The organism is Streptomyces sp. NPDC006879 (genome assembly GCF_042869595.1).
Classification (GTDB): Bacteria; Actinomycetota; Actinomycetes; order Streptomycetales; family Streptomycetaceae; genus Streptomyces.
On record NZ_JBIAGC010000052.1, the window covers coordinates 13,449 to 39,337 of the forward strand.

General features: G+C 69.7%; 20 protein-coding genes and 1 pseudogene. 10 read left to right on the top strand and 11 right to left on the bottom strand.

The features are described 5' to 3' along the window. Nucleotides 1-33 precede the first annotated feature (33 nt). From ACFYMC_RS26355 to ACFYMC_RS26365, 3 genes are read left to right on the top strand one after another with little or no spacing between them, the layout of a single operon-like run. Nucleotides 34-945: a peptidoglycan-binding protein gene (locus tag ACFYMC_RS26355; protein ID WP_388529529.1), complete on the top strand. Its 912-nt coding sequence runs from the start codon at nt 34-36 to the stop codon at nt 943-945. Between the two features lie 22 nt (nt 946-967). Next, nucleotides 968-1,201: a hypothetical protein gene (locus ACFYMC_RS26360; protein WP_388529531.1), complete on the top strand. Its 234-nt coding sequence runs from the start codon at nt 968-970 to the stop codon at nt 1,199-1,201. Further along, nucleotides 1,188-1,451: a hypothetical protein gene (locus ACFYMC_RS26365; protein ID WP_388529533.1), complete on the top strand. Its 264-nt coding sequence runs from the start codon at nt 1,188-1,190 to the stop codon at nt 1,449-1,451. The genes ACFYMC_RS26360 and ACFYMC_RS26365 overlap by 14 nt, the downstream gene beginning before the upstream one ends. A 347-nt stretch (nt 1,452-1,798) precedes the next feature. Here the strand turns inward: ACFYMC_RS26365 and ACFYMC_RS26370 are convergent, their stop codons facing one another. The 5 genes from ACFYMC_RS26370 to ACFYMC_RS26390 form a co-directional block, all read right to left on the bottom strand. After that, on the bottom strand, nt 1,799-2,065 hold the full coding sequence (locus ACFYMC_RS26370; protein ID WP_388529535.1) for a GlsB/YeaQ/YmgE family stress response membrane protein: 267 nt from the start codon (nt 2,063-2,065) through the stop codon (nt 1,799-1,801). Nucleotides 2,066-2,229: 164 nt separating this feature from the next. Then, nucleotides 2,230-2,607 (bottom strand): hypothetical protein, encoded by a 378-nt coding sequence (locus ACFYMC_RS26375; RefSeq protein ID WP_388529537.1) that lies wholly within the window; start codon nt 2,605-2,607, stop codon nt 2,230-2,232. 91 nt (nt 2,608-2,698) lie between these two features. After that, a complete protein-coding gene (locus ACFYMC_RS26380) occupies nt 2,699-3,910 on the bottom strand; it encodes a pyridoxal phosphate-dependent aminotransferase (RefSeq protein WP_388529539.1) in 1,212 nt (403 codons plus the stop codon). A 227-nt stretch (nt 3,911-4,137) separates the two neighbouring features. After that, nucleotides 4,138-4,380 (bottom strand): DUF397 domain-containing protein, encoded by a 243-nt coding sequence (locus ACFYMC_RS26385; RefSeq protein WP_388529541.1) that lies wholly within the window; start codon nt 4,378-4,380, stop codon nt 4,138-4,140. Next, complete coding sequence (locus ACFYMC_RS26390) at nt 4,377-5,171, bottom strand: helix-turn-helix domain-containing protein (protein WP_388529543.1); 795 nt, start codon at nt 5,169-5,171, stop codon at nt 4,377-4,379. The genes ACFYMC_RS26385 and ACFYMC_RS26390 overlap by 4 nt, the downstream gene beginning before the upstream one ends. 101 nt (nt 5,172-5,272) lie before the next feature. On the opposite strand from ACFYMC_RS26390, the gene ACFYMC_RS26395 reads away from it, so the two are divergent. Both ACFYMC_RS26395 and ACFYMC_RS26400 read left to right on the top strand, forming a co-directional pair. Continuing rightward, a complete protein-coding gene (locus ACFYMC_RS26395) occupies nt 5,273-5,719 on the top strand; it encodes an ATP-binding protein (RefSeq protein ID WP_388529545.1) in 447 nt (148 codons plus the stop codon). Nucleotides 5,720-5,847: 128 nt separating this feature from the next. Further along, nucleotides 5,848-6,789 carry a LysR family transcriptional regulator gene (locus tag ACFYMC_RS26400; RefSeq protein ID WP_388529547.1) on the top strand — a complete coding sequence of 314 codons (942 nt, stop codon included), beginning with the start codon at nt 5,848-5,850 and terminating at the stop codon, nt 6,787-6,789. Between the two features lie 107 nt (nt 6,790-6,896). Here ACFYMC_RS26400 and ACFYMC_RS26405 read toward each other — a convergent pair whose 3' ends face one another. Continuing rightward, complete coding sequence (locus ACFYMC_RS26405; RefSeq protein ID WP_388529548.1) at nt 6,897-9,932, bottom strand: FG-GAP-like repeat-containing protein; 3,036 nt, start codon at nt 9,930-9,932, stop codon at nt 6,897-6,899. Nucleotides 9,933-10,342: 410 nt separating this feature from the next. Between ACFYMC_RS26405 and ACFYMC_RS26410 the strand changes: the two genes are divergently transcribed. Further along, the gene (locus ACFYMC_RS26410) at nt 10,343-16,582 is read left to right on the top strand and encodes an RHS repeat domain-containing protein (protein ID WP_388529550.1); all 6,240 of its coding nucleotides are present in this window, start codon (nt 10,343-10,345) and stop codon (nt 16,580-16,582) included. Between the two features lie 13 nt (nt 16,583-16,595). After that, complete coding sequence (locus ACFYMC_RS26415; protein WP_388529552.1) at nt 16,596-16,814, top strand: hypothetical protein; 219 nt, start codon at nt 16,596-16,598, stop codon at nt 16,812-16,814. A gap of 118 nt (nt 16,815-16,932) precedes the next feature. Here ACFYMC_RS26415 and ACFYMC_RS26420 read toward each other — a convergent pair whose 3' ends face one another. Further along, nucleotides 16,933-17,124: a hypothetical protein gene (locus tag ACFYMC_RS26420; protein ID WP_388529554.1), complete on the bottom strand. Its 192-nt coding sequence runs from the start codon at nt 17,122-17,124 to the stop codon at nt 16,933-16,935. 202 nt (nt 17,125-17,326) lie between these two features. Between ACFYMC_RS26420 and ACFYMC_RS26425 the strand changes: the two genes are divergently transcribed. Further along, nucleotides 17,327-18,697 carry an alpha-lytic protease prodomain-containing protein gene (locus ACFYMC_RS26425; protein WP_388529556.1) on the top strand — a complete coding sequence of 457 codons (1,371 nt, stop codon included), beginning with the start codon at nt 17,327-17,329 and terminating at the stop codon, nt 18,695-18,697. 99 nt (nt 18,698-18,796) lie between these two features. Here ACFYMC_RS26425 and ACFYMC_RS26430 read toward each other — a convergent pair whose 3' ends face one another. Both ACFYMC_RS26430 and ACFYMC_RS26435 read right to left on the bottom strand, forming a co-directional pair. Continuing rightward, nucleotides 18,797-20,443, bottom strand: a complete 1,647-nt coding sequence (locus ACFYMC_RS26430; RefSeq protein ID WP_388529558.1) for an amidohydrolase family protein — start codon at nt 20,441-20,443, stop codon at nt 18,797-18,799. 7 nt (nt 20,444-20,450) lie between these two features. Beyond that, nucleotides 20,451-21,731, bottom strand: coding sequence for an amino acid deaminase (locus tag ACFYMC_RS26435; protein ID WP_388529560.1), 1,281 nt, complete (start codon nt 21,729-21,731; stop codon nt 20,451-20,453). A 315-nt stretch (nt 21,732-22,046) separates the two neighbouring features. On the opposite strand from ACFYMC_RS26435, the pseudogene ACFYMC_RS26440 reads away from it, so the two are divergent. Both ACFYMC_RS26440 and ACFYMC_RS26445 read left to right on the top strand, forming a co-directional pair. Continuing rightward, a pseudogene (locus tag ACFYMC_RS26440) lies at nt 22,047-22,211 on the top strand (helix-turn-helix domain-containing protein); the annotation flags it as partial. A 296-nt stretch (nt 22,212-22,507) separates the two neighbouring features. Next, nucleotides 22,508-22,918: a RidA family protein gene (locus tag ACFYMC_RS26445; protein WP_388529562.1), complete on the top strand. Its 411-nt coding sequence runs from the start codon at nt 22,508-22,510 to the stop codon at nt 22,916-22,918. 96 nt (nt 22,919-23,014) lie between these two features. Here ACFYMC_RS26445 and ACFYMC_RS26450 read toward each other — a convergent pair whose 3' ends face one another. Further along, a complete protein-coding gene (locus ACFYMC_RS26450; RefSeq protein ID WP_388529564.1) occupies nt 23,015-24,346 on the bottom strand; it encodes a M14 family metallopeptidase in 1,332 nt (443 codons plus the stop codon). A gap of 374 nt (nt 24,347-24,720) precedes the next feature. Beyond that, on the bottom strand, nt 24,721-25,889 hold a 1,169-nt coding region (locus ACFYMC_RS26455), incomplete at its 5' end, for a chitinase (protein ID WP_388529565.1).

Consider the following 25,889-nt stretch of genomic DNA (forward strand, 5'->3'; position numbering starts at 1 on the left):
CGTTCACGCGTCCACCCCTTGAAAGGAATCTCAATGGCCACTCCGCTGACCGCCGAACAACTCCTCGCCGCGCTCCTCGCCGAGGGTGTCACCGTCGTCGAACACGAAGGCTGGCGTACCCACAACCGCAACCATGTCGGAGCGTGGGGGCCGGTGAACGGCGTCATGATCCACCACACCGTCTCCAGCGGCACCGACTCGTCCGTCGAATTGTGCTACGACGGCTACAGCAGCCTGCCCGGCCCGCTCTGCCACGGCGTGATCGCCAAGGACGGCACCGTCTACCTGGTCGGTAACGGCCGCGCCAACCACGCCGGGGGCGGGGACCCCGCGGTCCTCCAGGCCGTCATCACCGAGACCTACGGGGACCGCCCGCCGACACCCACCGAGCACCAGGGCAGTGCGGGTGCGGTCGACGGCAACACCCGCTTCTACGGTTTCGAGTGCATCAACCTCGGAGATGGCGCCGACCCGTGGCCGGCCGCCCAACTGGACGCGATCGAAAGGGTCTCCGCCGCGATCTGTCGGGCGCACAACTGGGGCGCCAAATCGGTCATCGGCCACCTGGAGTGGTCCGACTGGAAGGTGGACCCGCGCGGTTTCGCCATGCCGGGCATGCGCGAGCGCGTTCAGGGGCGCCTCTCCGCCGCCCCCACCAAGACCGCTCCGGCGGCCACGCGGCCGGCCACCCCGCTCTACCAGCCGTTCCCCGGTGCCTCCTTCTTCAAGGAGTGCCCGAGCTCGCCGATCGTCACGGCCATGGGGCGCCGCCTGGTCGCCGAGGGCTGCTCCGCCTACTCCGTCGGTCCCGGCCCGCGGTGGACCGAAGCCGACCGCGACAGTTACGCCCGCTGGCAGCGCAAGCTCGGGTTCAGCGGCTCGGACGCCGACGGCTGGCCCGGCCACACCTCCTGGACCGCGCTGAAGGTCCCGTACGCGAAGTAACACGCAAGCAAGGAGCCACCCCATGTCCGAAGCAGCCCGGCGTGCCGCCCGCACCGTTCTCCAGACGGCGGTCGGCCTCGCCCTCATCCTGCCCGCGATCGTCGACGCCTCCGGGCTCCCCGCCACCCTTCCCTGGGTCGCGGGCGCCCTGGCGGTGGCCGGGGCACTGTCGCGGGTGATGTCCCTGCCCGGTGTCCAGGGCCTGCTGCCGTCCTGGCTGCGTACCACCCCGGGGGCGGCCGATGACCGAGCCTGAGGCTTACGACCCGGTAACCGTCGCCGTCGAACTGGAACGGATGCGTGGCACCCTGGAGGCCGGTTTCGCCCGCGTCGACGGCTCCCTCGCTCTGCTGGTCCAGCGCAGCGACCAGACCGACAAGCAGCTCGCCGACATGGAGGAGCGCCTCGACGCCCTGGAACGCACCCGCTGGCCACTGGCCAGCATCGCCGCGTTGACCGCGTGTGCCGGGCTGGTCCTCGCGGCCTGGGAGTTGGCCGGCCGATGAGGCCGGAGGCGACGACGCCCCCCGGCGTCGCCCCCGACCCGGATCAGGCCTGCCCGCGTTCCTTCAGGTAGCGGGTGTGGGTCTGCTGGCGCAGGGCCTCCGCCTCATGCAGGACCGCCGCAGGTTGCCGCGTCTCCTCGCGTAGCGACGGCAGTTGGAGCCACGGATTTCCTCGGACGCGCCGGAGAGCGACGCGGCGCCGGTGGCGTCGAGAGCCGGCCGCCGGTCAGTTCGGTGAGGTGGGTGAGCTCCTTCTGCCGCGGCGGCCGGGCCCGACGCCCGAGGAGGACGGCCGGGCCGTGCGCCGTCCTCAGGTGGGGCGGGTGTGGCAGCGCTCAGTTACGCGCTCAGTTACGGGAGTTGCCGAAGAGGATCCGGTAAGCGACGAGCAGGACCAGGGAGCCACAGATCGCCGCCCCCCAGGTGTAGAGGTCGAAGAACTGGTTCGCCACCGGGCGGTCGAGGAAGCGAGCCGAGAGCCAGCCGCCCACGAAGGCACCGGCGACGCCGATGACGGTGGTGCCGATCAGGCGCCCGGGATCACGTCCCGGCAGCAGGACCTTGGCGATGACCCCGGCGCACAGGCCGAGAATGATCCAGCTGACTATGCCCACGTCGTGGTCCTCCGTCCGGATCGGTCGGCTCCGTCGGGGCTGACCGGTGGTTCCGGTTGCTTGATCGCGCAACCTCGTTCAGAGAGGAGGACGCCCGGCGGCGCTCGGCGGTTGCGGGGGCGTGGCGCCCGGTCCGGGGCCTCCGCGGCCCCGGACCGGGGCCGTCAGTGGGCGCCGGCGGGGGCGAGTGCGGCGCTGTGCGCGTCCATGCGTTCGGCGGCGAGGATCGCGGCGGCGGTGTCGGCGCGCGCGGCGGCGACCACCAGCGCACGCCCCGCCACTTCGCGGGCGCGGTGGTGCAGGGTCGGGGTGTCGGCCGCGGTCAGTCCGGCGTGCCGGACCGGCGGGGTGCCGCGCAGCCGGGCGATCTGGGCGGCGATCTGCTCCGCTGCTTCGGTGAGGCCGAGTTCGTCGGTGAGGGCGAGCAACGCACCGAGGTGTCCGGCGAGCTGGATGTCCAGCTCTTCCCCGCGGGTGCGGTGCGGGTAGTCGGCGCGGTCGCCCATGCGATGGACCGACGGGGTACGGATCGGTTCGTACATGAGGATGGCCTCCTGGCGTGGTCAGGGGGCCATCCTACATTGGAATCAGTCTAAAGTTGAGTTCGATCTCGCTGGGCCGTGGGCCCTGCCGTCAGTGCTGCCCGTACCCGTCGAGGAAGGTGCCGATCCGGGTGACCGCGTCCGCGAGGTCCTTGGTGTTCGGCAACGTCACGATGCGGAAGTGGTCCGGCTCCGGCCAGTTGAATCCGGTGCCGTGGACGATCATGATCTTCTCCGCCCGCAACAGGTCCAGGACCATCTGCCGGTCATCCTTGATCTTGTAGACCGAGGGGTCCAGCTTGGGGAAGGCGTACAGGGCGCCCTTGGGCTTCACGCAGCTCACGCCCGGGATCCGGGTCAGCAGCTCGTACGCGATATCGCGCTGCTCGGCCAGCCGCCCGCCCGGTAGGACCAGGTCCTCCACCGACTGGCGGCCCCCCAGTGCGGTGGCCACCGCGTGTTGGGCGGGCATGTTGGCGCACAGTCGCATGTTCGAGAGGATCGTGAGGCCCTCGATGTAGGAGGAGGCGTGCGCCTTCGGCCCGCACACCGCCATCCAGCCGCTGCGATAGCCCGCCACTCGGTACGACTTCGACAGTCCGTTGAAGGTCAGGGTCAGTAGGTCCGGGGCGATCGCCGCGGTCGGCGTGTGGGTCACCCCGTCGTACAGGATCTTGTCGTAGATCTCGTCCGAGCAGACGATCAGCTTGTGTCGCCGGGCGATGTCGGTGAGCCCGCGCAACATCTCCTCGTCGTACACCGCACCCGTCGGATTGTTCGGGTTGATGATGACGATCGCCCGGGTCCGGTCCGTGATCTTCCGCTCGATGTCGGCCAGGTCCGGCATCCAGTCAGCCTGCTCGTCGCAGCGGTAGTGAACCGGGGTGCCGCCGGAGAGGGAGACCGTAGCGGTCCACAGCGGGTAGTCGGGCGCCGGGATCAACACCTCGTCGCCGTCGTCCAGCAAGGCCTGCATCGCCATCTGGATCAGCTCGGAGACGCCGTTGCCCAGATAGATGTCCTCGACGTCGAGCTCGATGCCCTTGGTCTGGTAGTGCTGCATCACCGCACGGCGCGCCGACAGCAGACCCTTAGCGTCCCCGTAGCCGTGTGCGTTGCCGAGGTTGCGGAGCATGTCCTCAAGGATCTCCGGCGGGCACTCGAACCCGAAGGCTGCCGGGTTCCCGGTGTTCAGCTTCAGGATGCGATGACCTGCTGCTTCGAGCCGCATGGCTTCTTCGAGCACGGGTCCGCGGATCTCGTAGCAGACATTGGCGAGCTTCGTTGACTGGATCACCTGCATGCCGGGAGCTTACGGGCCCGGGTCCGCGCCCGCGTGGCCATTTCTCGCGCGCCCACGGCGGGGAAATGTCCTGGTTCGCGCGAACCTGGGGTGTGGCTGGGGTCAGCCCTTGGAAACAGGGGCCACTGCCGCCCCTCGCCTACGGTTCCCTGCCGCCGCAGGGATCCGCAGGCGGCCGGTGTTGCGCTCATCACCCCGATGGAGGGCAGCCTCCGGCGGGCGGCAACTCAGCCGGGCAGCCGCGCCAGGAACGCAGTCCACGCCCGGGCGCCCACGAAGAAGGACTGACTCCCCGCGCCCCACTTGGAGTCCCGTACGTGCACACCTCGCGCGAGCGCCGCCACCTCGACACAGGCAGCTGCCGGCCCGTCGCTGAACGTCGACGTGCGCCAGTCCAGCGCGACTTCGAGACACGCGCTACCGCTGCTGTCGCTGTAGCTGGATTTGAACCATGTCAGCCGGCTGTTCATTGGCCCTCCACGATCTTCCGAATGAACTCCGCCGAGTCCGCCTTGTTCAGAGCGTGCATGCGGATCATGGCATGCGCCTGGGTGAGGGTGCTGACCTTGTCGGGACTTGAGTACATGGCGCTGGTCTCCTGTCCTTCGGCCCATGCCCAATGTTGGTGCTCGGGGGTTTCGAGTAAGACCAGCGGCCCTCGCAGGGCCACACCGGAGCATTCTCCAACTCGAAGCACCTGCACGGAGATGTTCCGTCGGGAGCCCATGTCCAAGAGGTGTAGCAGCTGACTTTCCATGACGGCTGAGCCCCCGACCAGCGACCGCAAGGCGTTTTCGTGTACGACGAAGCTGTACAGGGTGCTGATGCGGCGATCCATGACTGACTGGCGTGCCAATCGAGCCCGCACCCGCTCTTCAATCGTCTCGTCGTCGAGAGGTGGGCAGTCACCGCTGACCAGCGCCGAAGCGTACGCCTCGGTCTGCAACAGCCCCGGGATCAGCAGCGGTTCGTACCACTGGATGGCGATGGCCTCCGCCTCGGCCGTCATGAACTCCTGCGAGCGTGCGGGAAACGGCTCCGGCTTCAGGTACTGCGCGGCGGCCAACAGCTTGCCCTTGGCTCCGCACAGCGAGTCCGCCGCCTCCAGCAGAGCGCGGGTGGGGCGCCGGCGGCCCTGTTCCACGGACTTGACGCTCTCGTAGCTGTAGCCGGACTCCTCGGCGAGGTCCTCCCGGCTCACCCCCGCCTCCGTCCGCCACAACTTGATCTGATCGCCGCAGTAACGCCACGTCTCCGTCAAAGCCGCACCTCCGCGCTCGCCGGGTACCCCACGGGTACAAGTCGCGCCGGTACCCCCGTCGATACTTCACCCGCCATACCCGTTCCGTCACCCTCTGCATCATGGAGCAGCACATCGAGTGGCGGTTTCCGCGCACTCCCCGCAGTGTCGGTCGGGCCCGCGCCCTCCTCGTCGCGCAGGCCGCGGAGTGGAAGATCCCCGACGAGACCGCCGCCACGGCGGTGCTGCTGCTCAGTGAGTTGCTGACCAACGCGTGCAGACACGCCAGGGTCCCTTCCGGGCGGCAGGTGTGGGTGCGTTGTTCACTTCGCGGCCCGGGGCCGGGGCGGTTCCTGTGGGTGGCGGTGCTCGACGCGAACCGGACCCTGCCCGAGCCCCGCGAGGCGGGGCCGGATGACGAAGGGGGCCGGGGGCTGACGCTGGTCGCGGCGCTCGCTCACTCATGGGGGGCCGGGCCGCGGGTGGACGGAGTCGGCAAGACGGTCTGGTTTCGTATGCGCGCCGAGGCCGAAGGTGCGGACGGGGCCGGGCTCGGGGGAGGAGGGTGAGCGGGCGCCGTGGCGTCCCGGCGAGCCCCCGTTCTCAAGACCCACTACGCCGACCACGCGTGCCGGGACCGCATCGACGTTCGGTAGAGGTGTAGCGGTGGCAGTGTGGTCTGGACCAAGCTCTAGGAATGGAACTGGAGTTGAGGCACCTCAAGACCATTCGCGCCATCGCTGACGCCGGCAGCCTCACCAAGGCCGCCACTCGTCTGGGGCTCGCTCAGCCCGCCCTCAGCGCCCAGCTCAAGCGCATCGAAAGGGCGTTGGGCGGGCCCCTTTTCGTGCGCGGTCGGGAGGGCGTGCGGACCACCGCGTTGGGAGACCTCGTCCTGGACCGGGCCAGAGTGGTGCTGCCCGCGGTCTGTGAACTTCAGGAGGAAGCCGTGCGGTTCGCCCGTAACCGGGGTCCCGGCGGCGGTTGCTCCTACCGCCTCGGTGGTACCCACGGTCCGTTGCTCGGCGCGTTGGTCGACCAACTCGCCGCGGCGGACCCCGGCGCCCCGGTCACCACCTACACGTCCTGGTCGGAACGGGAGATCGCGGTCGCCGCTGCGGAGGGCCGTCTCGACTTCGCTCTCACCGGTGTCTGCGGTGAGAGCGCGCCCCCCGAACCCGGCCGGCTGGCCTGGGTGGAGGTGGCACGTGATCCGGTGTACGTGATGCTGTCCGCGGACCATCCGCTGACCGCCCGGCCGGAGATCGACCTGGCGGAGTTGGCCGCCGAGGCGTGGACCGACGTGCCGGGAGACGGCTGCTTCGGCGACTGCTTCGCCGCGGCGTGCGTACGGGCGGGCTTCACTCCGGCCTGCGTGTACGAGACGGACACGGCGTCCTGCGTGCACCTGGTCCAGGTGGGGCGGGCAGTGGGGCTGTGCCGTGCGACCTTCCCGGCGACCCCGGGGCTGGTGACCCGTCCGCTGGCCGGAGTGCCGCTGATCTGGCGGCACCTGCTCGGCTGGCACCCGAAGGCCCGGGCCGCCGCATGGGCGCCCGCCGTTGTCAGGCACGCCCGCGCCGCGCATGCACAGGCGCTCGGGCGCAGCGCCGCGGCCACCGAGCAGTTGGCGGGCTGAGCGGGGCGAGGAGCTCGGTGTGCGGGGGGTACGGCGAAGGGGGCGGGAGCCGCTCGGCTCCCGCCCCCTTCCACAGTGGACCGGCAAGCACGCCGGTCCCACGGGGATCAGCTGAGGGCGGTGAAGTTCTGCCAGCCGCCGGTGCCGACCTCGGTCCCGCCACCGCGGATGTCGCTGTAGAAGTACAGCTTGGCGTCACCGCCGGAGGACCAGATGTCGCTCTTCCCGTCGCCGTCGAGGTCCGGCGCGGCGGTGATCAGCGGGCGGTAGGTGGTGGTCCAGCCAGTGCCCACGACCGAAGAGCCGGGGCCGTAACCCAAGCCGCCGCCGGACGCGTCCGTGCCGGGGTACAGGCGCAGTTCGCCGTTGGTGCGGCTGCGGGCCAGCATGTCGACCCGGCCGTCGCCGGTGCGGTCACCGGGGGCCGCCAGGTCGTAGTTCGACCAGCCGGCGGTGCCGACGAGGACCGGTTCGGCGTACTCGTCGAGGTAGCCGGAGGCGTGGCCGAAGTACAGCCACAGGTGGTCGCCTTCCTTGACGAGGAGGTCCGGGTAGGACGGCAGGTCCCACTCGCCGATGGTGCCGTCGTTGTCGAGGTCGGTGGCGCCGTCCACGTCGCCGATCGCCAGGATCTGGTCGGCGTCCTTGAAGTGGTTGTTCACGTCCTCGTAGACGCCCAGGTCGCGGCGCTCGTCGTTGCAGACGGCGTCCTCGGCCTCCTCACCGTAGGCGGTGCAGGCGTACCCGTAGCCGTTGTTCGGGAAGACCTGGAGCTGGCGGCTGCCCTTGGGGCCGGTGGCGGCCACCAGGTCCTCGTAGCCGTCGCCCGTCCAGTCGCCGCGGTGGGTGATGGAGGCTCCGGCCAGTCCGGTCAGGCCGGCCTTGCGGTAGGTGCCGACCGTGCCGTTGCCGTTGCCCGCGTACATCCAGAGGTCGCCGCTGGTGCGCAGGGCGTACATGTCGCCGGTGCCGTCGCCGTTGAGGTCACCGGGCTTGTCCTTGAGCTCGGGGCTGTTGGCGTAGAAGAGGTAGGACTCGATGGCGCTGCGGTTGCCGCCGGCGCTGAGCGAGCGGGCGAAGACGCGCAGCGGACCGGCGGACGGCGGAGTCAGTTTGACGGTGACCGACCCGTCGGTGGCCGCGGGCGTCGCGGTCTTCACCGCGGGGGCCCACTCGGTCCAGTACTCGTAGGAGGCCACGCCGGTGGCGGTGCCGCGGGACAGGGTGAAGGAGCCTTCGGTGCGGGCCGTTCCGGTCTGCTCGGGCTTGCCGTCAGAGCCGTCGGGGAACTCGACGGAGCTGATCTGCGGCGGGGTGCTGGGCACGTGCTGGTCCACCAGGAACCGGCAGACCCCGCTCCAGGACGAGGTGGTCTTGCCGTCCTCGGCGCGCACCTGCCAGGAGTGCTGACGTCCGTCGATGAAGGAGCCCTTGGGCACGGTGACACGCGCGACGTTGCCCGAGGTCACGGACTGCGTCTTCTCGAACAGGACGGTGCCGGTGCCGGTGCGCCACACCTTGAAGCGGGCCGTGACGTTACCGCCGTCGCCGTCGGTGACCTTCGCCGAGAGCTGGACGTCGGTGTTGCCGACCGTGGTGCTCGGCTCCTTGGTGCACTCCGTCGCCGGGCTGGTCGCCAGCGAGGAGGGAGTGGAGGGAGCGGTGTTGTACTCCGTGGAGAAGACCGCGGTGGAGGCGTCGAACTTCTTCCACGCGTAGGTGTCCGACTCCGAGGCGCGCAGGCCGAGCGTGGAAGTGGACCACTTGTTGCTGGAGGCGAGCTGCGCCACCGAGGTGGTGTTCCACTCCAGGTTGCCCGCCGGGCAGCCGGAGCTCCAGCCCTTGGCGTCGGTGACGGTGCCGACCTTGGCCGCCCAGGTGGGCTGCTTGCTCCAAGTGGTCGAGGAGGAGATCGGGTTGATCCGCCACAGCTCCACGGCCTTCTTGGTGCAGGACCAGGAGTGGGTGTTCTTGATGCGGAACACGGACTTGATGATCTGCTTGCCGTGCAGCTTCTTGGTGTCCATGGTGAACATGGACCGCCAGGTGCCGCCGGTGTCCGACTCGTAGCCGACCCGGGCCACCTTGGAGGAGTGGTTCCAGAAGGAGGTGGTCGGGTACTTCTTCGCCACCGAGGTCCAGTTGAGGCGGGCGCCGCTGACGGTGGGGTCGATGTAGACCGGGTAGACGGTGTCCTGCGCGGTCATCACCTTCGCGTCCGGGGTGAGGGCCATCTTGCCGCCCTTGACCGCGATCGGCATCCGCTTCTCGGTGGCCCCGTGGCGCGGCTCGAACACGTCCTCGGCGGACGTGGCGGGCTTGCCGCCGAGCTCCTCGGCGAGGGTGGCGGGCCCGTCCGCTGAACGCAGCATCCGCAGCGCCTTGGGGGACTTCAGTGCGCTGGGGGTGGCCGCGGGCTGTCCGGTGGGGATGCCGGAAGAGTCCCACATGGTGGGGGTGGGCGCGGTGAAGACTTCCTGGCCGGCCGGGTTGACGGCCTTCATGTTTCCGGCGGCGTCGGTGGAGACGCTGACACCGGAGGCCGCCAGGTCGAACTTGACCGTCTTGAGCGCCGGGTTCTTCGCCGCCTGGGCGTCCTTGACGACGAGCAGTTGCTGGAAGCCGCCGACCGAGGCCTTCATGCGCAGATCGACGCCGGGTAGCACCTCGGGGTAGGTCGCGGTGTCACCCTCCAGGCGGGGGGTGGGCAACTTGCCCGGCCAGTCGACGGTCATGGACCGGCCATCGCGGGTGATGGTCACCAGGGGGGTTTCGCCGCCGCCGGAGAACTCCAGGTCCACGGCCGTGGCCTTGGGTTTGATGGTGCCTTCGGAGGTGCGTTGCAGCCGTTCGTCGGTGGGCACGAGCTTGCCCGCCTGTCGCACGCGGACCGGGGTGACGGCGCTCTCCAACGTGAAGGTGCCGTTGGGGTTCGCAAAGACCGTGTCGTACTCGGTCCGTCGGGAGAGGACCTCGGTCCGGGTGCCGGTGCTGGCGGCCCGCTGTGAGGCCTGCGTCTCCTCGGCGGTCTGGCCGGGCTGTCCGGCGGTGGGCGCGGCTGCCGCCGCGGGCGCTCCGGACGCGGCGGCGGGCAGGGCGGCGGCCAGGGGCGCGGTCAGTCCGGCGGCGAGGGCGAGGGACACGGATATGCGTGTCAGATTTCCTCGTCTGGATCGTGGTTGAGAACGCGACAAAGCTACTCCCCGTGGTTTTCATGAGACTTCGGTCCGGCAACGTGCAGGTATAGCACGCTTAAAGAGGTGAAGTTCAGTCAGGGGGGCCGCAGGCTAAGTGGAGTCTAGAGCTCCGTATGTGGCGACTTCGCACATCCTCATAGGCCACTTAACGGACATGCAGGATAAATTGGTAGAAGGTTTGGCTGAATCGCAAAGTAAAGGATGCATAATGCGAAGCTGTCAATGATCTTCGCATTTCTAGGGGGAGAAGAGTGCGCTTCCGGCTCGCTCGAAGAACACCCGTCGACGATTTGACCGCGTCGGACGGAATCAGTCGAAGCAATAGACCACCCGGCCGTCGAGGTGCGGCCCGAGCGGTGACCGTCGTCACTTCCACCGCGCTCCTCGCGGGGCTCATATCCGCGGAAGCGCTGGCGATGACACCGCTCTCGCTGTCCTCGCTGCAACGCCCCAAGCCCGTGCCCGTCACCGACGTGGCCCCCGAGGCCCCGGCCGGCAGCACGAAAACGGAACGCAGCGAAGTCCCCGCTGCAAAGTGGCCCGGCTCCGGCGCGGCCGTAGCCAAGCTCGCCAAGCCAGGCCGTAAGAGCCAGGTGAAGCCCGGTGGCCTGCCCGTCGAGGTCACCCCGAAGAAGGTCGGACGGACCGCCGCCGCCAGCGGGGAAATGGTGGTCGAGGTCCTCGACCGCAAGACCACGGAGAAGGCCGGCGTCGACGGCGTCGTCCTCGTACTCGACGGGGCGCGGGGAGCCGCCGACGTGAAGGTGGACTACTCCGCCTTCCAGGACGTCTACGGCGGCGGCTGGGCCTCCAGGCTGACGCTCGCCGAACTGCCCGAGTGCGCCCTGAGCACCCCGGACAAGCCGGAGTGCAAGCCCAAGCCCCTGGCCAAGGTGAGCAACGACCTCGAAGCGGGCACCCTCACCGCCGAGGCCACCCTCGACGGCGGCGCCCCCGACGCGCCCGCTGGCGGCAACGGACTGCGCACCCTCGCCGCCGCCGCACCTTCCGGGACCATGCTGGCCGTCGGCTCCAAGGCCTCCGGACCCGAAGGCGACTTCACCGCCACTCCACTCTCCCCCTCCGGTAGTTGGGAAGCGGGTGACTCCTCCGGCGGCTTCAACTGGTCGTACGCCATGAAGACGCCCTCGGTACCCGGCGAGGTCGAACCCAACCTCGCCCTCAACTACAGCTCCTCCTCGGTGGACGGTCGTACGGCCGCCACCAACAACCAGGCCAACAACATCGGCGACGGCTGGGGCTTCGAACCCGGCTTCATCGAGCGCCGCTACCAGTCCTGCAACCAGGACATGACCGACGGCAACAACAAGGCCAAGAACGGCGAACTCTGCTGGGGTCCGCAGGCCGCGGTCCTCTCGCTCGCCGGCAAGAGCAACGAGCTCGTCAAGGACGGCGCCTCCGGCACCTGGAAGCTGCGCGGCGACGACGGCACCAAGGTGGAACTGCTCGCCAGCAGCAGCCGCGCCAACGGCGACGACAACGGCGAGTACTGGAAGGTCACGGACCCCACCGGCACCCAGTACTACTTCGGCTACCACCGCCTGCCGGGCTGGACCGAGGGCAAGGCCACCACCGACTCCACCTGGACCGTCCCGGTCTACGGTAACCACAGCGGCGAGGCCTGCCACAAGACAGCCTTCGCCGACTCCTGGTGCCAGCAGGGCTGGCGCTGGAACCTCGACTACGTGGTCAGCCCCCACGGAGACGCCATGGCGTACTACTGGGGCAAGGAGACCAACCACTACGGTCGCAACGTCAACACCTCCACCGGTGCCTCCACCGCGACCCCGTACACCCGCGGCGGCTACCTCAAGCGCATCGAGTACGGACTGCGCAGCAACAACCTCTACACCGGCACCCCGGCGGCGAAGGTCACCCTGAGCACCGCCGAGCGCTGCCTGCCCACCAGCGGCTTCGACTGCGCCGAGTCCAAGTTCACCAAGGACAACGCCAAGTACTGGCCGGACGTCCCCTTCGACCAGTACTGCGCCTCCGCAACCGAGTGCAAGAGCCGCTACTCGCCGTCGTTCTGGTCCCGTAAGCGCATCACCGCCATCACCAGCGAGGTGCGGGTCGGCAGCGGCTACCAGAAGGTCGACTCCTGGGCGCTCAAGCACCAGTTCCCGTCCAACGGTGACGGCTCCACGCCCGCCCTGTGGCTGGCCTCCGTCACCCGGACCGGGTACACCGGCGGCACCGCCAAATCGCTGCCGTCCATCACCTTCATGGGAACCCAGCTGAAGAACCGGGTGGACACCACCGGCGACGGCATCCCGCCGCTGATCCGCTACCGGGTCAACGCGATCCACACCGAGACCGGCGGAACCGTCGCGGTGACCTACTCGGGGCCCGAGTGCACCGCTGGCAACCTGCCCTCGGAGACCTCCAACACCAAGCGCTGCTACCCGGTCTTCTGGACCTCGCCGGACTCCCCGGCGGCGGACTACAAGCCGAAGAAGGACTGGTTCCACACCTACGTGGTCACCCAGGTCCGTGAAGAGGACAGGGTGGGCGGAGCCCCGCCCAAGCAGACCGACTACACCTACCTCGGCGGCGCCGCCTGGGCGCAGAACGAGAACGAGTTCGCCAAGGCGGAGTACCGCACCCGCTCCGACTTCCGGGGCTACGGTCGGGTCCGCACCACCGTCGGCAGTGGAGCGGACGGCCCCAAGCTGCACACCGAAACCCGCTACTTCCGCGGGATCGACGGTGCACAGGTCGCCGACTCCGAAGGCGTCACCGTCGCTGACCACCAGGCCTTCGCCGGCATGCCCCGAGAAGAGGCCACCTTCCTTGACGGGGCGGTCATCCAGGCCACGGTGTACACGCCGTGGAAGTCCGCGCCGACCGCCACCCGCAACCGCCCCGGGCTGCCCGCGCTCCGCTCGTACCTCGTCAACGCCCAGCAGATCGAAGCCACTCGCGAGCAGGTCGGAGCCGGCTGGCGCCGCACCAAGGTCGAGCGGACCTACGACGGCTACGGCATGGTGACCACGGAGTCCGACCACGGTGACACCGGCAAGACCGGCGACGAGGTCTGCTCCACCACCAGCTACGCCCGCAACACCGGTGCGAACATCCTGAACCCCACGGCCTCGGTGAAGACGACCGCCAAGACCTGTGGTTCCACGCTGTCGCTGCCCCGGGACCTGATCTCCGAGCGGCGGACCTACTTCGACGGCTCCACCACCCTGGGCGCCGCCCCCACCAAGGGCGACGCGACCCGCGCCGAGGAGCAGGACGCGGCCGGCACCGGCTTCGTCACCATCTCCTCCAGCAAGGTCGACCAGCACGGTCGGGCGGTGGAGAGCACCGACTCCGCCGGAGCGAAGACCACCACCGCCTACACGCCGCAGACCCAGTACGCGCCGACCAAGACGGTCACCACCAACGCCCTAGGCCACAGCAGCACCACCGAGCACGAGCCCGGTCGAGGCCAGCCCACCGCGGTGATCGACGCCAACGGCAAGCGCACCGACGCCGTCTACGACGGCCTCGGCCGAGTGGTCAAGACCTGGGAGCACGGCTGGTCCAAGTCGGCCAACCCGTCAACCCCCAGCAAGGAGTACGCCTACGACATCTCCAAGACCGGGCCCACGGTCGTGACCACCAAGTCGCTGCGCCACAGCGGGGACTACACGACCCGCTACTCCTTCTACGACGGCCTGCTGCGCGAACGCGAGAGCCAGGAGCCCGCCGCCAACGGCGGTGGACGCGTCATCCAGGAGAAGAAGTACGACTCCCGAGGCCTGGAGTGGAAGACCTACAACAGCTACTACGCCACCGGCGAGGCCGCGCCGGAACTCGTCACCGGTGACGACACCAAGGTCGCGAACCTCCTGCGCACCGAGTTCGACGGCGCCGGCCGCCCCGTGGCGACCATCGCCGAGAAGAACACCGTGGAGCAGCGCCGCAGTCAGACGGTCTATGGCGGCGACCGGGTGACGATCATCCCGCCCAAGGGCGAAGTCGCCACCACCACGGTCAAGGACGTCAACGACCGCACGGTCGAGGTGATCCAGTACACGGACACCGCGCGCACCAAGTCCCAGTCGACGAAGTACACCTACACCCCCACCGGGGAGAAGGCCACCGTCACCGACCCGACGGGCGCCACCTGGAAGTACACCTACGACCACCGCCAGCGGGTCATCAAGGTCGACGATCCCGACAAGGGTGAGATGACCACCGGCTACGACGGCGCGGACCGGCCGGTCACCGCCACCGACGCCAACGGGGCCACCCTCACCACCGAGTACGACGTGCTCGGGCGTAAGACCGCGGTCAAGCAGGGCGGCACCAAGATCGCCAGCTGGGTCTACGACACCGTGGCCAAGGGCAAGCCCGCCAAGTCGATCCGCTACGTGGACGGGGCGCAGTACGTCAGCGAGACCACCGCGCTCAACGACCGCTACCAGGCCACCGCCACCCAGGTCACCATCCCGACCCGGGAGGGTGCGCTGGCCGGCACCTACCGGTGGACCTACGGCTACGGGGCCCGCACCGGCCTGCTGGAGTGGACCCGCCACCCGGCGTTCGGCGGCCAGGCCGCCGAGCGGGTGACCCACCGCTACTCCACCTCGCTGCCCTACGACCAGATGATCGCGACCACCAACCTGGCCGGTCCGATCGTCAACAACGTCACCTACGACGTCTTCAACCGCCCGCTGCGCACCGAGTTCGGCAAGACCGGCCTGCGCGTGTGGGAGACCAAGGAGTACGACGAGCACACCGGTAACCTCACGCGGATCATCAGCGACCGCGAGACCGGCCCGGCCCGGATCGACGACGCCGCCTACACCTACGACAAGGCGGGGAACATCACCCGGCTGGTCACCGCGTCCGGTCAGGACGAACAGCGGTCGGTGGACACCCAGTGCTTCACCACCGACGCCCTGCGCCGGATCACCAACGCCTGGAGCGCCACCGACGCCTGTGCGGCCCAGCCGAACGCCGACGGCTCCGCCGGCGGCGCCACCCCCAAGGTGGGTGGCCCGGACGCCTACTGGCACTCCTTCAACTACGACGCCATCGGCAACCGCACCCAGGAGGTGCAGCACAAGGTCGCCGGTGACAGCCTGGCCACCAAGGACCTGGTGCGCAGCTACGGCTACGGTGAGGACGGTGCCAACGAGCGCTCCCTGACCTCGGTCACCACCCGGAGCGAGGGCACCACCGAGCACCGGGACAGTTACGCGTACGACGCCGCCGGAAACACCACCTCCCGCAAGGTCGGTGGCACCGAACAAGCGATGAGCTGGGACGCCGAGGGTCACCTGGCCAAGGTCACCGAGAGCGGCAAGACCACCGAGTTCGTCTACGGTGCGGACGGCAACCGCATCCTCGCCAAGGACGTCTCCGGCACCACCTTGTACCTGCCGGCAGGCAACGAGCTGAAGCTCAACAGCGGCGGCACCCAGACCGGTACCCGCTACTACAGCCACGGCGGGAAGGTCGTCGCCACCAAGGTGAGCGGCGAGACCAGCGTGATGCTCTCCGACCACCACGGCACCTCCTCGGTGGCCGTGCTGCTGGGTGCGGGGCAGGCGATCACCCGCCGCAAGAAGCACATCTTCGGCAACGTGCGCACCGCCCAGCCATCTCACTGGCCGGGCAGCATGGGCTTCGTCGGAGGGACGATGGACTCCACCGGCCTGACCCACCTCGGTGCACGCGAGTACGACCCGACGCTGGGCCGGTTCATCTCCGTGGACCCGGTCATCGACCAGACGGACCCGCAGCAGATGCACGGCTACACCTACGGCAACAACAACCCGCTGGTGTACGCCGACCCGGACGGCAAGTTCTTCGGCAGCCTGATCTTCCGGATCGTCAAGGCCGTGCGTGCGCTGATCCGCCGGGTGGTCGCCATCATCCGCCACCAGCGCTTCCGTGCGCTCTTCTTCGGCGGGCGCGGACCGGTGTACGGTCCGCCCGCGCCCCGCACCGGACTCGTCCACGGCCCCTTCACCTCGGACGCGGCCCGCGCGCAGGCGCAGGCCAAGGCGGACGCGGCGGCCCGCGAGGCCGAACGCAAGGCGGCCGAAGCCCGCAAGCGCGAGGACGACCTGAAGAAGAACAGCCGGGACAACCGGGGCTTCTGGGACAAGGCCGGGGACTGGATCGGCGACAAGGTGGACAAGGTGCTGCTGCCCCTCAAGACGGGCGACACCACCGGCATCTGCCTGACCGGTTCCCTCGGCATCGGCTTCGGTGGGACCGCCACCGGCTGCATCGTTTCCACCACCCGTCCGGACGGAAAGACCGACTACGGTCTGAGCGGAAGTCTCGGCAGCGAGACCCCGTCCGTCGGAGCAAACCTCCAGCTGTCCGGCATGCGCAGCAACGCCACCCAGATCAAACAGCTGGAGGGCGAGGGCTTCGGAGGCACGGTGACCGGTTCCTACGGTCTGTCGGTGTCCTTGGCGCACGAACGGGGCGTTGGCACGATCAACGACCGGGGGGAGCCGGTGGGTGCCACCAGCATGAGCGCCGGCATCGGAGTCGGGCTGGAGGCGGGGGTTACCTCATCCTGGACGAAGTCCTGGAAGGCGTTCACCGTCGACTGGCGATGAGGGAATCCGAAAGATGACCATTCTCGCCTTCGCGCTGGTCTACACCGCGGCCGGCTACGGCCTGGCCCTCAACCTGAAGGGGCTCGCAGAGCGGTTCTCCCGGCTGCTCGGGAAAGTGAGCTTTGGTCTCTTCGACGGCTTCCCGCTGGGGCTCTACCGGATCTGCGGAGCCGGTAGCGCCCTGCTGGGGACCGTCATGGTGGTGACCCTCGTAGTCGATCTCCTCGGCTGATCGGGCCATCCCCACCGAAGGGCCCGGGAGGGTGCGTATCGCACCCTCCCGGGCCCTTCGCCTTCCGTCCTTCACCCCACGCTCAGGGCTGTCCCGCCGGATATCGCGGGGACAGGCCTTAGGGAAGGTAGCGCTCGATCACCGAGGGTCCTTCCTTCTCGATCAGGGCCCGGGCCTTCTCCACGCGCTCCGGGGTCGCGTCCCTCCCCTGCACCATCACCAGGTCCTCGGGGTCGTACGGCCGCTCACCGCCGGTGAACAGCCGTGCCGGCCGCCCGCTCTCGGGGTCGCTCTCCTGCTGTGTGGCCATCAGTGCCTCCCTGTGCCTCCCACTGGCTCTCTGAACCCCATCGTCGACGTGCCGGGCGCCTCCCGCACGTCGATCTACGCCCCCACCGGTGCCCCCCGCCGTCCATAACGCGGGGGAGGGGGCCAACCAAGAGCTGCCGCACAGGGGTTCGGGATTCCTACGGTTTCGGCACACCCCCACCGATACACCGAGGAGATCCCCCATGCTCCATCGACATGCCCGGGCCGCCGGCACCGCCTTGGCCGCCGCCGGGCTGGTCCTCACGGCCCTCCAGGGCACCGGCGCCGCGGCCCCCGCCCCGACGCCGCGCCCCCTCAGCCCCGCCGCCACCCTCGGCGTCGACGCCGCACAGCCGCAACTGCTCGCGGCCATGCAGCGCGATCTCGGTCTGACCCCCGCACAGGCCCGGGACCGGCTCACCAACGAGGCCGCCGCGGGCGCCACCGCCGGAGCACTGCGCCAACGCCTGGCAGGGGCCTTCGCCGGCGCCTGGGTGGACGGGACCGCCGCCGGCACGCTGACCGTGGCCACCACCCGCGCCGCCGACGCGAGGGCGATACGGACCGCAGGCGCCCGGGCGCAGGTGGTGACGCACTCACTGGCCCGCCTGGACCAGGCGAAGGCCGCCCTGGACCGGGCCGCGATCCGAAACGCCTCCGTCGCGGTACCCGTCTGGTACGTGGACGTCCGCGACAACAGCCTCGTCGTGGAGGCCCGCCAGCCCGCCGCGGCCGAGAAGCTGATCGCCGCCAGCCGTGTCGACCGGGCGCTGGTCAAGGTCCGGCGCACCAATGACGCCCCTCGCCCGCTGTACGACCTGCGGGGCGGTGACGCCTACTACATGAACGGAAGCGGTCGCTGCTCGGTCGGCTTCCCGATCACCCGCGGCACCACCCAGGGGTTCGCCACCGCCGGCCACTGCGGGCGCGCCGGAACGAGCACCAGCGGCTACAACCAGGTCGCCCAGGGCAGCTTCCAGGCCTCGATCTTCCCCGGGAACGACATGGCGTGGGTCGCCACCAACAGCCAGTGGACGGCCACGCCCTACGTCAAGGGCTCCGGGGGATCGAACGTCCAGGTCACCGGCTCGGTCCTACAGCCCGTGGGCTCCTCCGTCTGCCGTTCCGGCTCCACCACCGGATGGCACTGCGGAACGATCCAGCAACACAACACCAGCGTCACCTACCCCGAGGGCACCATCTCCGGGGTGACCCGCACCACGGTGTGCGCGGAACCCGGGGACTCGGGTGGCTCGTACATCTCCGGCAGCCAGGCCCAGGGCGTCACCTCCGGTGGCTCCGGGAACTGTTCCAGCGGCGGCACCACCTTCTTCCAGCCGTTGAACCCGCTGCTGTCGAACTACGGCCTGACCTTGAAGACCAGCACCGGCGGCCCCGGAGACCCGGACCCGGGTGACCCGGGCGACCCCAGCGGCACCTGGAAGGCCGGCACCGTCTACCAGGCCGGCAACACCGTCACCTACGGCGGGGCCACCTACCGCTGCATCCAGGGACACCAGGCCCAGACCGGCTGGGAGCCCCCGATCGTCCCGGCCCTGTGGCAGCGCCTGTAAACACCATCGGTACGGGCGCGGGTGCCGCGGCTTCGAAGGGGGGAGCCGCGGCACTCCCCCGTAACGCCCCCCTCGGCCACCCCGACCGTCGGCGGTCCGTCAGCGGTGACCGCACGCGATCCCGCCCCGTCCCACGGCCGGGGTACGACGCACCGAACGGCCCGCCAGGACGTCCGTGCGCCGGCCGTCCTCGATCACGAAACGGCCGTCGATCAGAACGTGCGGGATCCCCCGTGGAAGCACCCGGGGCTGCGCGTAACTAGAGCCGGCGGCCACGGTGAGCGGGTCGAAGAGGACCAGGTCCGCGCGGAAGCCCTCGCGGACCAGGCCCCGGTCCGGCAGCCGCAGCCGGGCCGCCGGTCGACCGCTGAGGTGAGCCACACACTCCTCCAGGGTCAGGACCTCCAGTTCGCGGACGTAACGGCCCAGGTAGTGGGGGAAGGTGCCGTAGGCCCGCGGGTGTGGTTTGGCGCCGTGCAGGATGCCATCCGAGCCGCCGGTGTGCACCCGGTGCCGCATGATGGCCCGGACGTTCTCCTCGTGGCCGACGTGCTGGAGGATCGTGGGGCCCAGTCGGTCCGCCAGCAACAACCACCGCGCCAGCGACCACGGCTCCACCTCGCGCTCGGCGGCCAGCGAGGCCACTGTCCGCCCCACGCACCCGGCCAGGTCGGCGCGGTTCACGCCGGAGATCTCGATCGTCGTCCAGTCCACTGGCACCCCGTGACAGCCGTCCGACCCTTCCGCCAGCGCCCGGGAGATCCGCTGCGCGCTCGCGTCCTCGCCGAGCCGGGCCAGGAGGGCCCGCGGCCCTCCCTGGTGTGCCCAGCCGGGTAGGAGCGCCGCCAGTGTCGTGCAGCCGGGCGTGTAGGGATAGCTGTCCAAGGTGAGGTCGACACCCGCTTGGAGGGCCTCGTCCAACAGGGCCAGGAGCTCACCGGCCCTGCCCCGGTTCTCCGCGAAGTTCATGGTCGCGTGCGCGAGGTGGAGCCGGCAGCCCGTTTCCCGGGCCAGCGCCACCATCTCCCGGTACGCCTCCAGCGCGCCCCGGCCGTAGGAGCGGTGGTGTGGGCAGTAGTAGCCGTCGTGGTCCGCCACCACCCGGCACAGCTCGGCCAGTTCGGCGCCGCTCGCGTACATCCCCGGGGTGTAGGTGAGGCCGGAGGACAGGCCGACGGCGCCCTGCCCGAGCCCCTCGGCCACCAACTGCCCCATCCGCTGGCGCTCCTGCGGTGAAGCGGGGCGGTCCTCCCAGCCCACCACGTGGGCCCGGACTGTCCCCTGCGGGACCAGGTAGGCGGCGTTGACGGCGATGCCGCGGCCCCCGAAGCCGTGGTCCAGCCGGTCGAGGTACTCGCCCACCGTCCGCCAGTCCAGGTCCAGATCGCTCCCGTCGCCGTTCCACCCGGTGATCGCCTCCCGCACCTCGTCTAAGGTCCGCTCGTCCACCGGTGCGTACGACAGGCCGTCCTGGCCCAGCACTTCGAGGGTCACGCCCTGCGCGGCCTTGGCGCTGTGGTCAGGATCGCGCAGCAGCGCAAGGTCGCTGTGCGCGTGCATGTCGACGAAACCCGGGGCGAGTACCAGCCCCTCGGCTTCCAGAGTGCGTGCCCGGGTCGGGCGCGGCAGGGACCCCGGCGGTGCGATCCTCTCGATGCGCCCGGCCCGCAACGCCACGTCGGCGCGGAACGCCGGGCGGTTGCCGGTGCCGTCAGCTACCAGGGCTCCCCGGATGAGCAACTCCACCCTGGCCTCAGAAGAAGGTGCGGACGAGGTCGACGACCTGCCCTTCGGCGTTCACCACCGGGATCAGCGGCCACTTCTCGAAGATGGTGCACGGATGGGCCATGCCCAGCGCCACCCAGTCCCCGACCTCCAGCGCCGTGCCCGGCGCGGTCTCCAGCCAGGCGTGCTGGTCGGACAGCTTTACGACGCTGATCCCTTCGGCCGGGCGTTCACCACCGGCCGGGTCCCAGAGAGCCGTCACCTCGGGCAGCCCGAGGTCGTAGGCGACGTCGCGCTTGCCCGCGTTGACGAAGGCCTGGCTCGGCGAGGGGCGGGACACCACCTGGGTCCACAGGCGGAACGCGGGCAGCAGCCCGCCTTCGTCGGGCACCCGGTTGAAAGGCGTCAGCTGTGAGTACCAGCCGTGGTCGTGCGAGACGTAGGCGCCTGAGCGCAACAGGCGCAGAGCCGGAAGGGAGAGCTCCGGCAGCTGCGCGAAGGCTTCCGCAACGGTGTCGAACCAAGCGCTGCCACCCGCGCTGACCACGATCTGGGACAGGCCGGTTCCGGTGAACCTGCCCTGCTTGTCGAAGTCCACCACCAGCGAGGTCAGCCGGTGCAGCCAGGCGCGCACCGACTCCTCGTCCGCGCCGGGCACTTCTGCCTCGTAGCCGGCCACGCCCACCAGGCGCAGGGTGTCGGTCGCGGCCACCGCGTCGGCGACCTCGGTGCACTCGGCCTCGGTCCGGGCGCCGGTCCGCGCGCCCTCGCCGGCACCGAGTTCCACGACCACGTCCAGCGGACGGGCCGTGCCGCGAAGGGCGGCGTCCATCAGACGGACCCCGCGGACGGAGTCCACGTAGGCGATGAACTCGAAGCCCGGGTCCCGGCCGAGCTCCGTGGCGAGCCAACGCAGCGCCGCCGGGTCGACCAACTCATTGGCGAGGAAGATCCGTTGGATGCCGAACGCCCGGTACACCCGGACCTGGTGGGGGACGGCCGCGGTGATGCCCCAGGCGCCGCGCCTGAGCTGCTCCTGAAAGAGCTGCGGAGCCATGCAGGTCTTGCCGTGCGGGGCGAAGGCCAGATGGTGGCGGTCGGTGTAGGCCTCCAGTGCGGCCAGGTTGTGTTCCAGGGCCTCGGCGGACAGCGTCAGCACCGGGGTGGTGAAACCGCCAGTCCGAAGGTCCCGGCGCTGGGCGGCGAGTGCGCCCACGGTGAGGCCCTCAGCGTCCGGGGGGAGGCCCTTGAAGCGATGGTCGAGTGTTTCGAGGGCGAGTCGTCGGACGGCGTCGACGCCGGTTGCCATGGAGTCCTCCGGTTGTGCTGCGTGCAACGCCCGTTGCGGAGTTCGCTTGCCGCCATCCAGTGCGGCAACCGCAAGGGTTCGCCGCAGACCGAGAGCCTTCCGACGAAACCCTTCCGAGCGCAGCACTAGCATCCGCGGGAGCGACCGGTCAACACGACCCGTGACGCGGACCCCGGTAACGAGACCCGGCGACACCGCCGGACCGTGAGTTCACCGACCAATGGGCGGCATTCGAGCCGGCTCGGTGGGGGAGACTGCCTCTCGGGCCCGAACGGACACGGGCCGCAGGCCGTACCACCAACAGGAAGGCACCCCTTGAGCCAGAGCGTCGACCGGGCGCTGAGCATCCTGCCCCTGCTCGCCCAGGGGCCCGCGGGACTCGGCCAGGTCGCCGACCGGCTCGGCGTCCACAAGTCCACTGCCCTGCGCCTGCTGCGCGCCCTGCACGGACACGGTCTCGTACACCGCCAGAGCGATCAATTGTGTGGCTGCGCCCATTCGGGGCACGCACGGGCGTACCGTCGCCGCTGTGTCCCTGTCCGCCCTAACGTGGTCGTCCCCGCCGAGCAACTCCTTGAGTTGCTGCCCCTGGTGCGCCGTACCGCCGCGGTCGTCAGCGCCGAGTGCCGCGGTGCCGAGCCCGTGGCGCCGATGCTCGACGGGGAGCCGGACTGAGGACGATTCCCGGCGGCGCGGGTAGTCCCAGCGCTCGTCCGCTGGGCCCGTTGCTACACCGTGGACAGCCCCGCACGGGGAACTCAGGCAAGGAGCCACCGATGAACGAGAAGATCGCTATCACGCCGGACACCCACACCGAGCCGCCTGCGCGGTTCTCGCACGGCGTGCGCAAGGGCAACATCGTGCAGGTCGCCGGGCAGGTCGGCTTCCTGCCTGCTGTCGAGGGCCAACCGCCCACCCCTGCGGGCCCCACCCTGCGGGAACAGACGCTCCAGACCCTCGCCAACGTAACTGCGGTACTGGAGGCGGGCGGAGCGAGTTGGGATGACGTGATGATGATCCGTGTCTACCTCACCGACACCGACCACTTCGCGGAGATGAACGACCTCTACAACACCTTCTTCGACGAAGCCGGCCTCAAGCAGGCTCCCGCCGCACGAACCACCGTGTACGTGGGGCTGCCCGCCGGCCTCCTGATCGAGATCGACGCCCTCGCGGTCATCGACTGACCGCCGGACCGTTCGCGGGGTGAGGGTCCGGGAGCGGGACGTAGGACAGGGGTGCCCCCTGGCGAAAGGGCACCCCTGCCGGCTTGTGGCGGAGCCTCAGGTGCAGTACTGGGCTTCCTTGCCGATCGAGCGGTACATGCAGTCGGCGTTCTCCAGGAGTTGGAGGACCGCGTCCCGGTTGCGGCTGGTTTCACGGTCGATGACCTCGTCCGGTGGGTAGAACCCGCCGTTCCATGACGAGGTCGGGTACATCTCGAACGTGTAGGCGAAGATCTTCTGGGCGCCCCACAGCCAGTCGTCGATTGACCCGTCAGTGATGTACAGGTCGCTGGACTGCTCGGGTGTGTAGCCGTTGCTGGCCGCCATCTGCCGGCCGACGGCCGCGAAGGCGTCGCGGTCGTCGAGGGTCAGGCCGGGGGCGGTGTCCGCCGTGGTCCAGCCGTAGGGCCACAGGACGAGTTCGCTGTAGGTGTGGAAGTCGATGGCGGCCTTGATCTGTTGCTTGCCGCCCACCACGCGGCTGCGCACGAAGTCCGAGACCGCCTTCACTTCTGGGCTGGACTCGGGGGCCGCTCCCCGGTAGGTCTCGGAGCCCTTGCTCCCGGAGGAACCGCGACAGCAGCCCCACTTGTAGTCCCAGTTGCGGTTGAGGTCGGTGCCGACGGCCCAGGAGCCGGAGTTGGGCTGGCGGTTCTTGCGCCAGGAGCGGTAGGAGCCGGTGGCGATGTCGTACTCGCCGCCGTCCGGGTTGAGGTCCGGGACGATCCAGATCTCGCGGCTGTTGACCATGGAGGTGATCCGTGGATCGCTGCCGTAGCCCGAGCCGAACTCGCGCAGCAGGTAGAGCGCCATCTCGACGGTCAGGTGCTCGCGCGCGTGCTGGTGGTGGGTGAACAGCACCTCGGGTTCGTCCTCGTCCGATGCAACGTTGTCACTGATCTTGATGGCGACCAGGTCCCGCCCCTGGTAGCTCTTGCCGATGACCTGTCTGCGCATGATGTTCGGGTACTGCGCCAGCCGCTGGTCGATCTCCGCGTTCATCTCGGCGTAGTTGTGGTAACGCGAGTCGGCGGAGGGGAAGTCCATCGGGGTCACGGCGCCGTCCGTGGACCGTCGGACGGGCGGTGCGGGCAGGGCCGTGAGTCGGTAGCCGAGCTCTCGGAGCCTCGCGGCCTGGGCGGTGTCGGCGCTGACGACCACCGAGTGCTCGTCGACCTCGTCCAAGGTCACGCCGGTGGCGGCGAGCGCGGTGCGGTCCCAGACCGTCGAGGGCCCGTGGATCCGGTACTGGCGGACGGCTTCGTCGGCGGTGGCGGTCGATGCGGTCGGCGGGGTGGACGCGGTGGCGCTGATGCCGAAGGCGGGGGCGCCGAGTGCGAGCGCGAGGAAGGCGGCGAGCGTGGCCGCCCTTCTTGGGCGTAGCCGCATGAGTTCTCCTGGGGGCGGAGGGTGTGGGGTGCTCCGTGCGGACGCGCACAGCGTGCGCTCATGACATGGACCGGTCAAGAGTCGGTCTTCGGCCATGCCGTGAAGCGTCCGAACTGCCGGCTCGGGCCTCCGGCCGGGAAGTGAGCCGCATGGACGGATGCGGGCAGCCTAAGGGGCGTCCCGGCGCTCCCAGTGGATCAGCGCACCCGCGGGGGATTCTGGGAGCGCCCGCGCCGCCCGGCGTCCGCAGCCCGCCGCCCCCGTCAAGCCCCCGTCCGTAGACGGGGACCTCCTCCCAGGGGGCCGGCGAGGCGTGGAGCCGAGCGGCGCGGGCTTCTTCGGAGGCGGGCCGGCCACCTCCGGTTCATGGGGGGCTAGGGCAGGTTGTGCACGTGCGGCCCCACCGCGTTCGACCAGGCGCTGCCCGCCTTCGCGTCCCAGTTGGTCGACCAGGTCATCGCCCCGCGCAGGGCGGGGTAGGTCTTGCCGGGCTTGAAGCTTCCGCAGCCCGTTCCGCGGGTGAGGCAGTCCAGGGCGTTGTTGACCACGGTCGGGGAGACGTAGCCGCTGCCCGCGCCGCTGGGAGAGGCCGGCACGCCGAGCCCCACCTGGGAGGCGTCCAGGCCGCCCTCCAGCTGGATGCAGGCCAGCGCGGTCAGGAAGTCCACCGAGCCCTGCGAGTAGACCTTGCCGTCGCAGCCGAGCATCGAGCCGCTGTTGTAGTACTGCATGTTGACGACCGTGAGGATGTCCTTGATGTTGAGAGCCGTCTTGAAATAGCCGTTCGAGGTGGACTGCATGTCGATGGTCTGCGGCGCCATCGTGATCACCAGGCTGGGTCCGGCCTTCGCCGAAAGGGCGCGCAGCGCCTGGGTCATGTACGTGGCGTTGATGCCGTTCTCCAGGTCGATGTCCACGCCGGAGAAGCCGTACTCCTGCATGAGCGCGTACGCCGAGTCGGCGAAGTTCGCCGCCGAGGCGGAGTCGTTCACCGAGATGGTGCCCTTCTCGCCGCCGACGGAGAGGATCACCGACTTGCCGGCGGTCTTCTTCGCCGCGATGTCGGCCTTGAACTGCGCCACCGTGTAGCCGCCCAGCCCCGCGGAGTCCAGGTTGAAGGTGATGGCTCCGGGCGTACTGGTCGCGTCGGCGAAGGAGACCGTGATGATGTCGTACTGGGCCTGGACGTCGCTCAGCTTCTGGACCGTCGCCCCGTTGTTGAAGTTCTGCCAGTAGCCGGTGAGCGCGTGCCGTGGCACCGAGGGGTTGCCCGGGTTGCCGCCGCCGCTGGTGGTGGTGCCCGTGACGGAAGCCGACTTCGGGGACTCGCCGGCCGCGTTCACCGCGGTGACCTGGAAGGAGTACGAAGTGGATGCAGCGAGTCCGGTCATGGTGGTCGAAGTGCCCGCAAGTCCGGTCCGCACCCGAGCGCCGTCCTGGTAGACGTTGGACCTTGACCCCGGATTTTGGACACCGGAGACACTTGGATCTTGATGGTCCAGGAGAACGGAGTCCCCGTGGGGATGAAGCATTACCCGGCCGA

Excerpts from the sequence above, each read along its gene's own strand:
- ACFYMC_RS26450 (WP_388529564.1), bottom strand. The coding sequence starts at position 24,346 with ATGCGGCTACGCCCAAGAAGGGCGGCCACGCTCGCCGCCTTCCTCGCG.
- ACFYMC_RS26415 (WP_388529552.1), top strand. The coding sequence starts at position 16,596 with ATGACCATTCTCGCCTTCGCGCTGGTCTACACCGCGGCCGGCTACGGC.
- ACFYMC_RS26445 (WP_388529562.1), top strand. The coding sequence starts at position 22,508 with ATGAACGAGAAGATCGCTATCACGCCGGACACCCACACCGAGCCGCCT.
- ACFYMC_RS26355 (WP_388529529.1), top strand. The coding sequence starts at position 34 with ATGGCCACTCCGCTGACCGCCGAACAACTCCTCGCCGCGCTCCTCGCC.
- ACFYMC_RS26360 (WP_388529531.1), top strand. The coding sequence starts at position 968 with ATGTCCGAAGCAGCCCGGCGTGCCGCCCGCACCGTTCTCCAGACGGCG.
- ACFYMC_RS26435 (WP_388529560.1), bottom strand. The coding sequence starts at position 21,731 with ATGGCAACCGGCGTCGACGCCGTCCGACGACTCGCCCTCGAAACACTC.
- ACFYMC_RS26420 (WP_388529554.1), bottom strand. The coding sequence starts at position 17,124 with ATGGCCACACAGCAGGAGAGCGACCCCGAGAGCGGGCGGCCGGCACGG.
- ACFYMC_RS26400 (WP_388529547.1), top strand. The coding sequence starts at position 5,848 with ATGGAACTGGAGTTGAGGCACCTCAAGACCATTCGCGCCATCGCTGAC.
- ACFYMC_RS26425 (WP_388529556.1), top strand. The coding sequence starts at position 17,327 with ATGCTCCATCGACATGCCCGGGCCGCCGGCACCGCCTTGGCCGCCGCC.
- ACFYMC_RS26365 (WP_388529533.1), top strand. The coding sequence starts at position 1,188 with ATGACCGAGCCTGAGGCTTACGACCCGGTAACCGTCGCCGTCGAACTG.
- ACFYMC_RS26375 (WP_388529537.1), bottom strand. The coding sequence starts at position 2,607 with ATGTACGAACCGATCCGTACCCCGTCGGTCCATCGCATGGGCGACCGC.
- ACFYMC_RS26395 (WP_388529545.1), top strand. The coding sequence starts at position 5,273 with ATGGAGCAGCACATCGAGTGGCGGTTTCCGCGCACTCCCCGCAGTGTC.
- ACFYMC_RS26385 (WP_388529541.1), bottom strand. The coding sequence starts at position 4,380 with ATGAACAGCCGGCTGACATGGTTCAAATCCAGCTACAGCGACAGCAGC.
- ACFYMC_RS26380 (WP_388529539.1), bottom strand. The coding sequence starts at position 3,910 with ATGCAGGTGATCCAGTCAACGAAGCTCGCCAATGTCTGCTACGAGATC.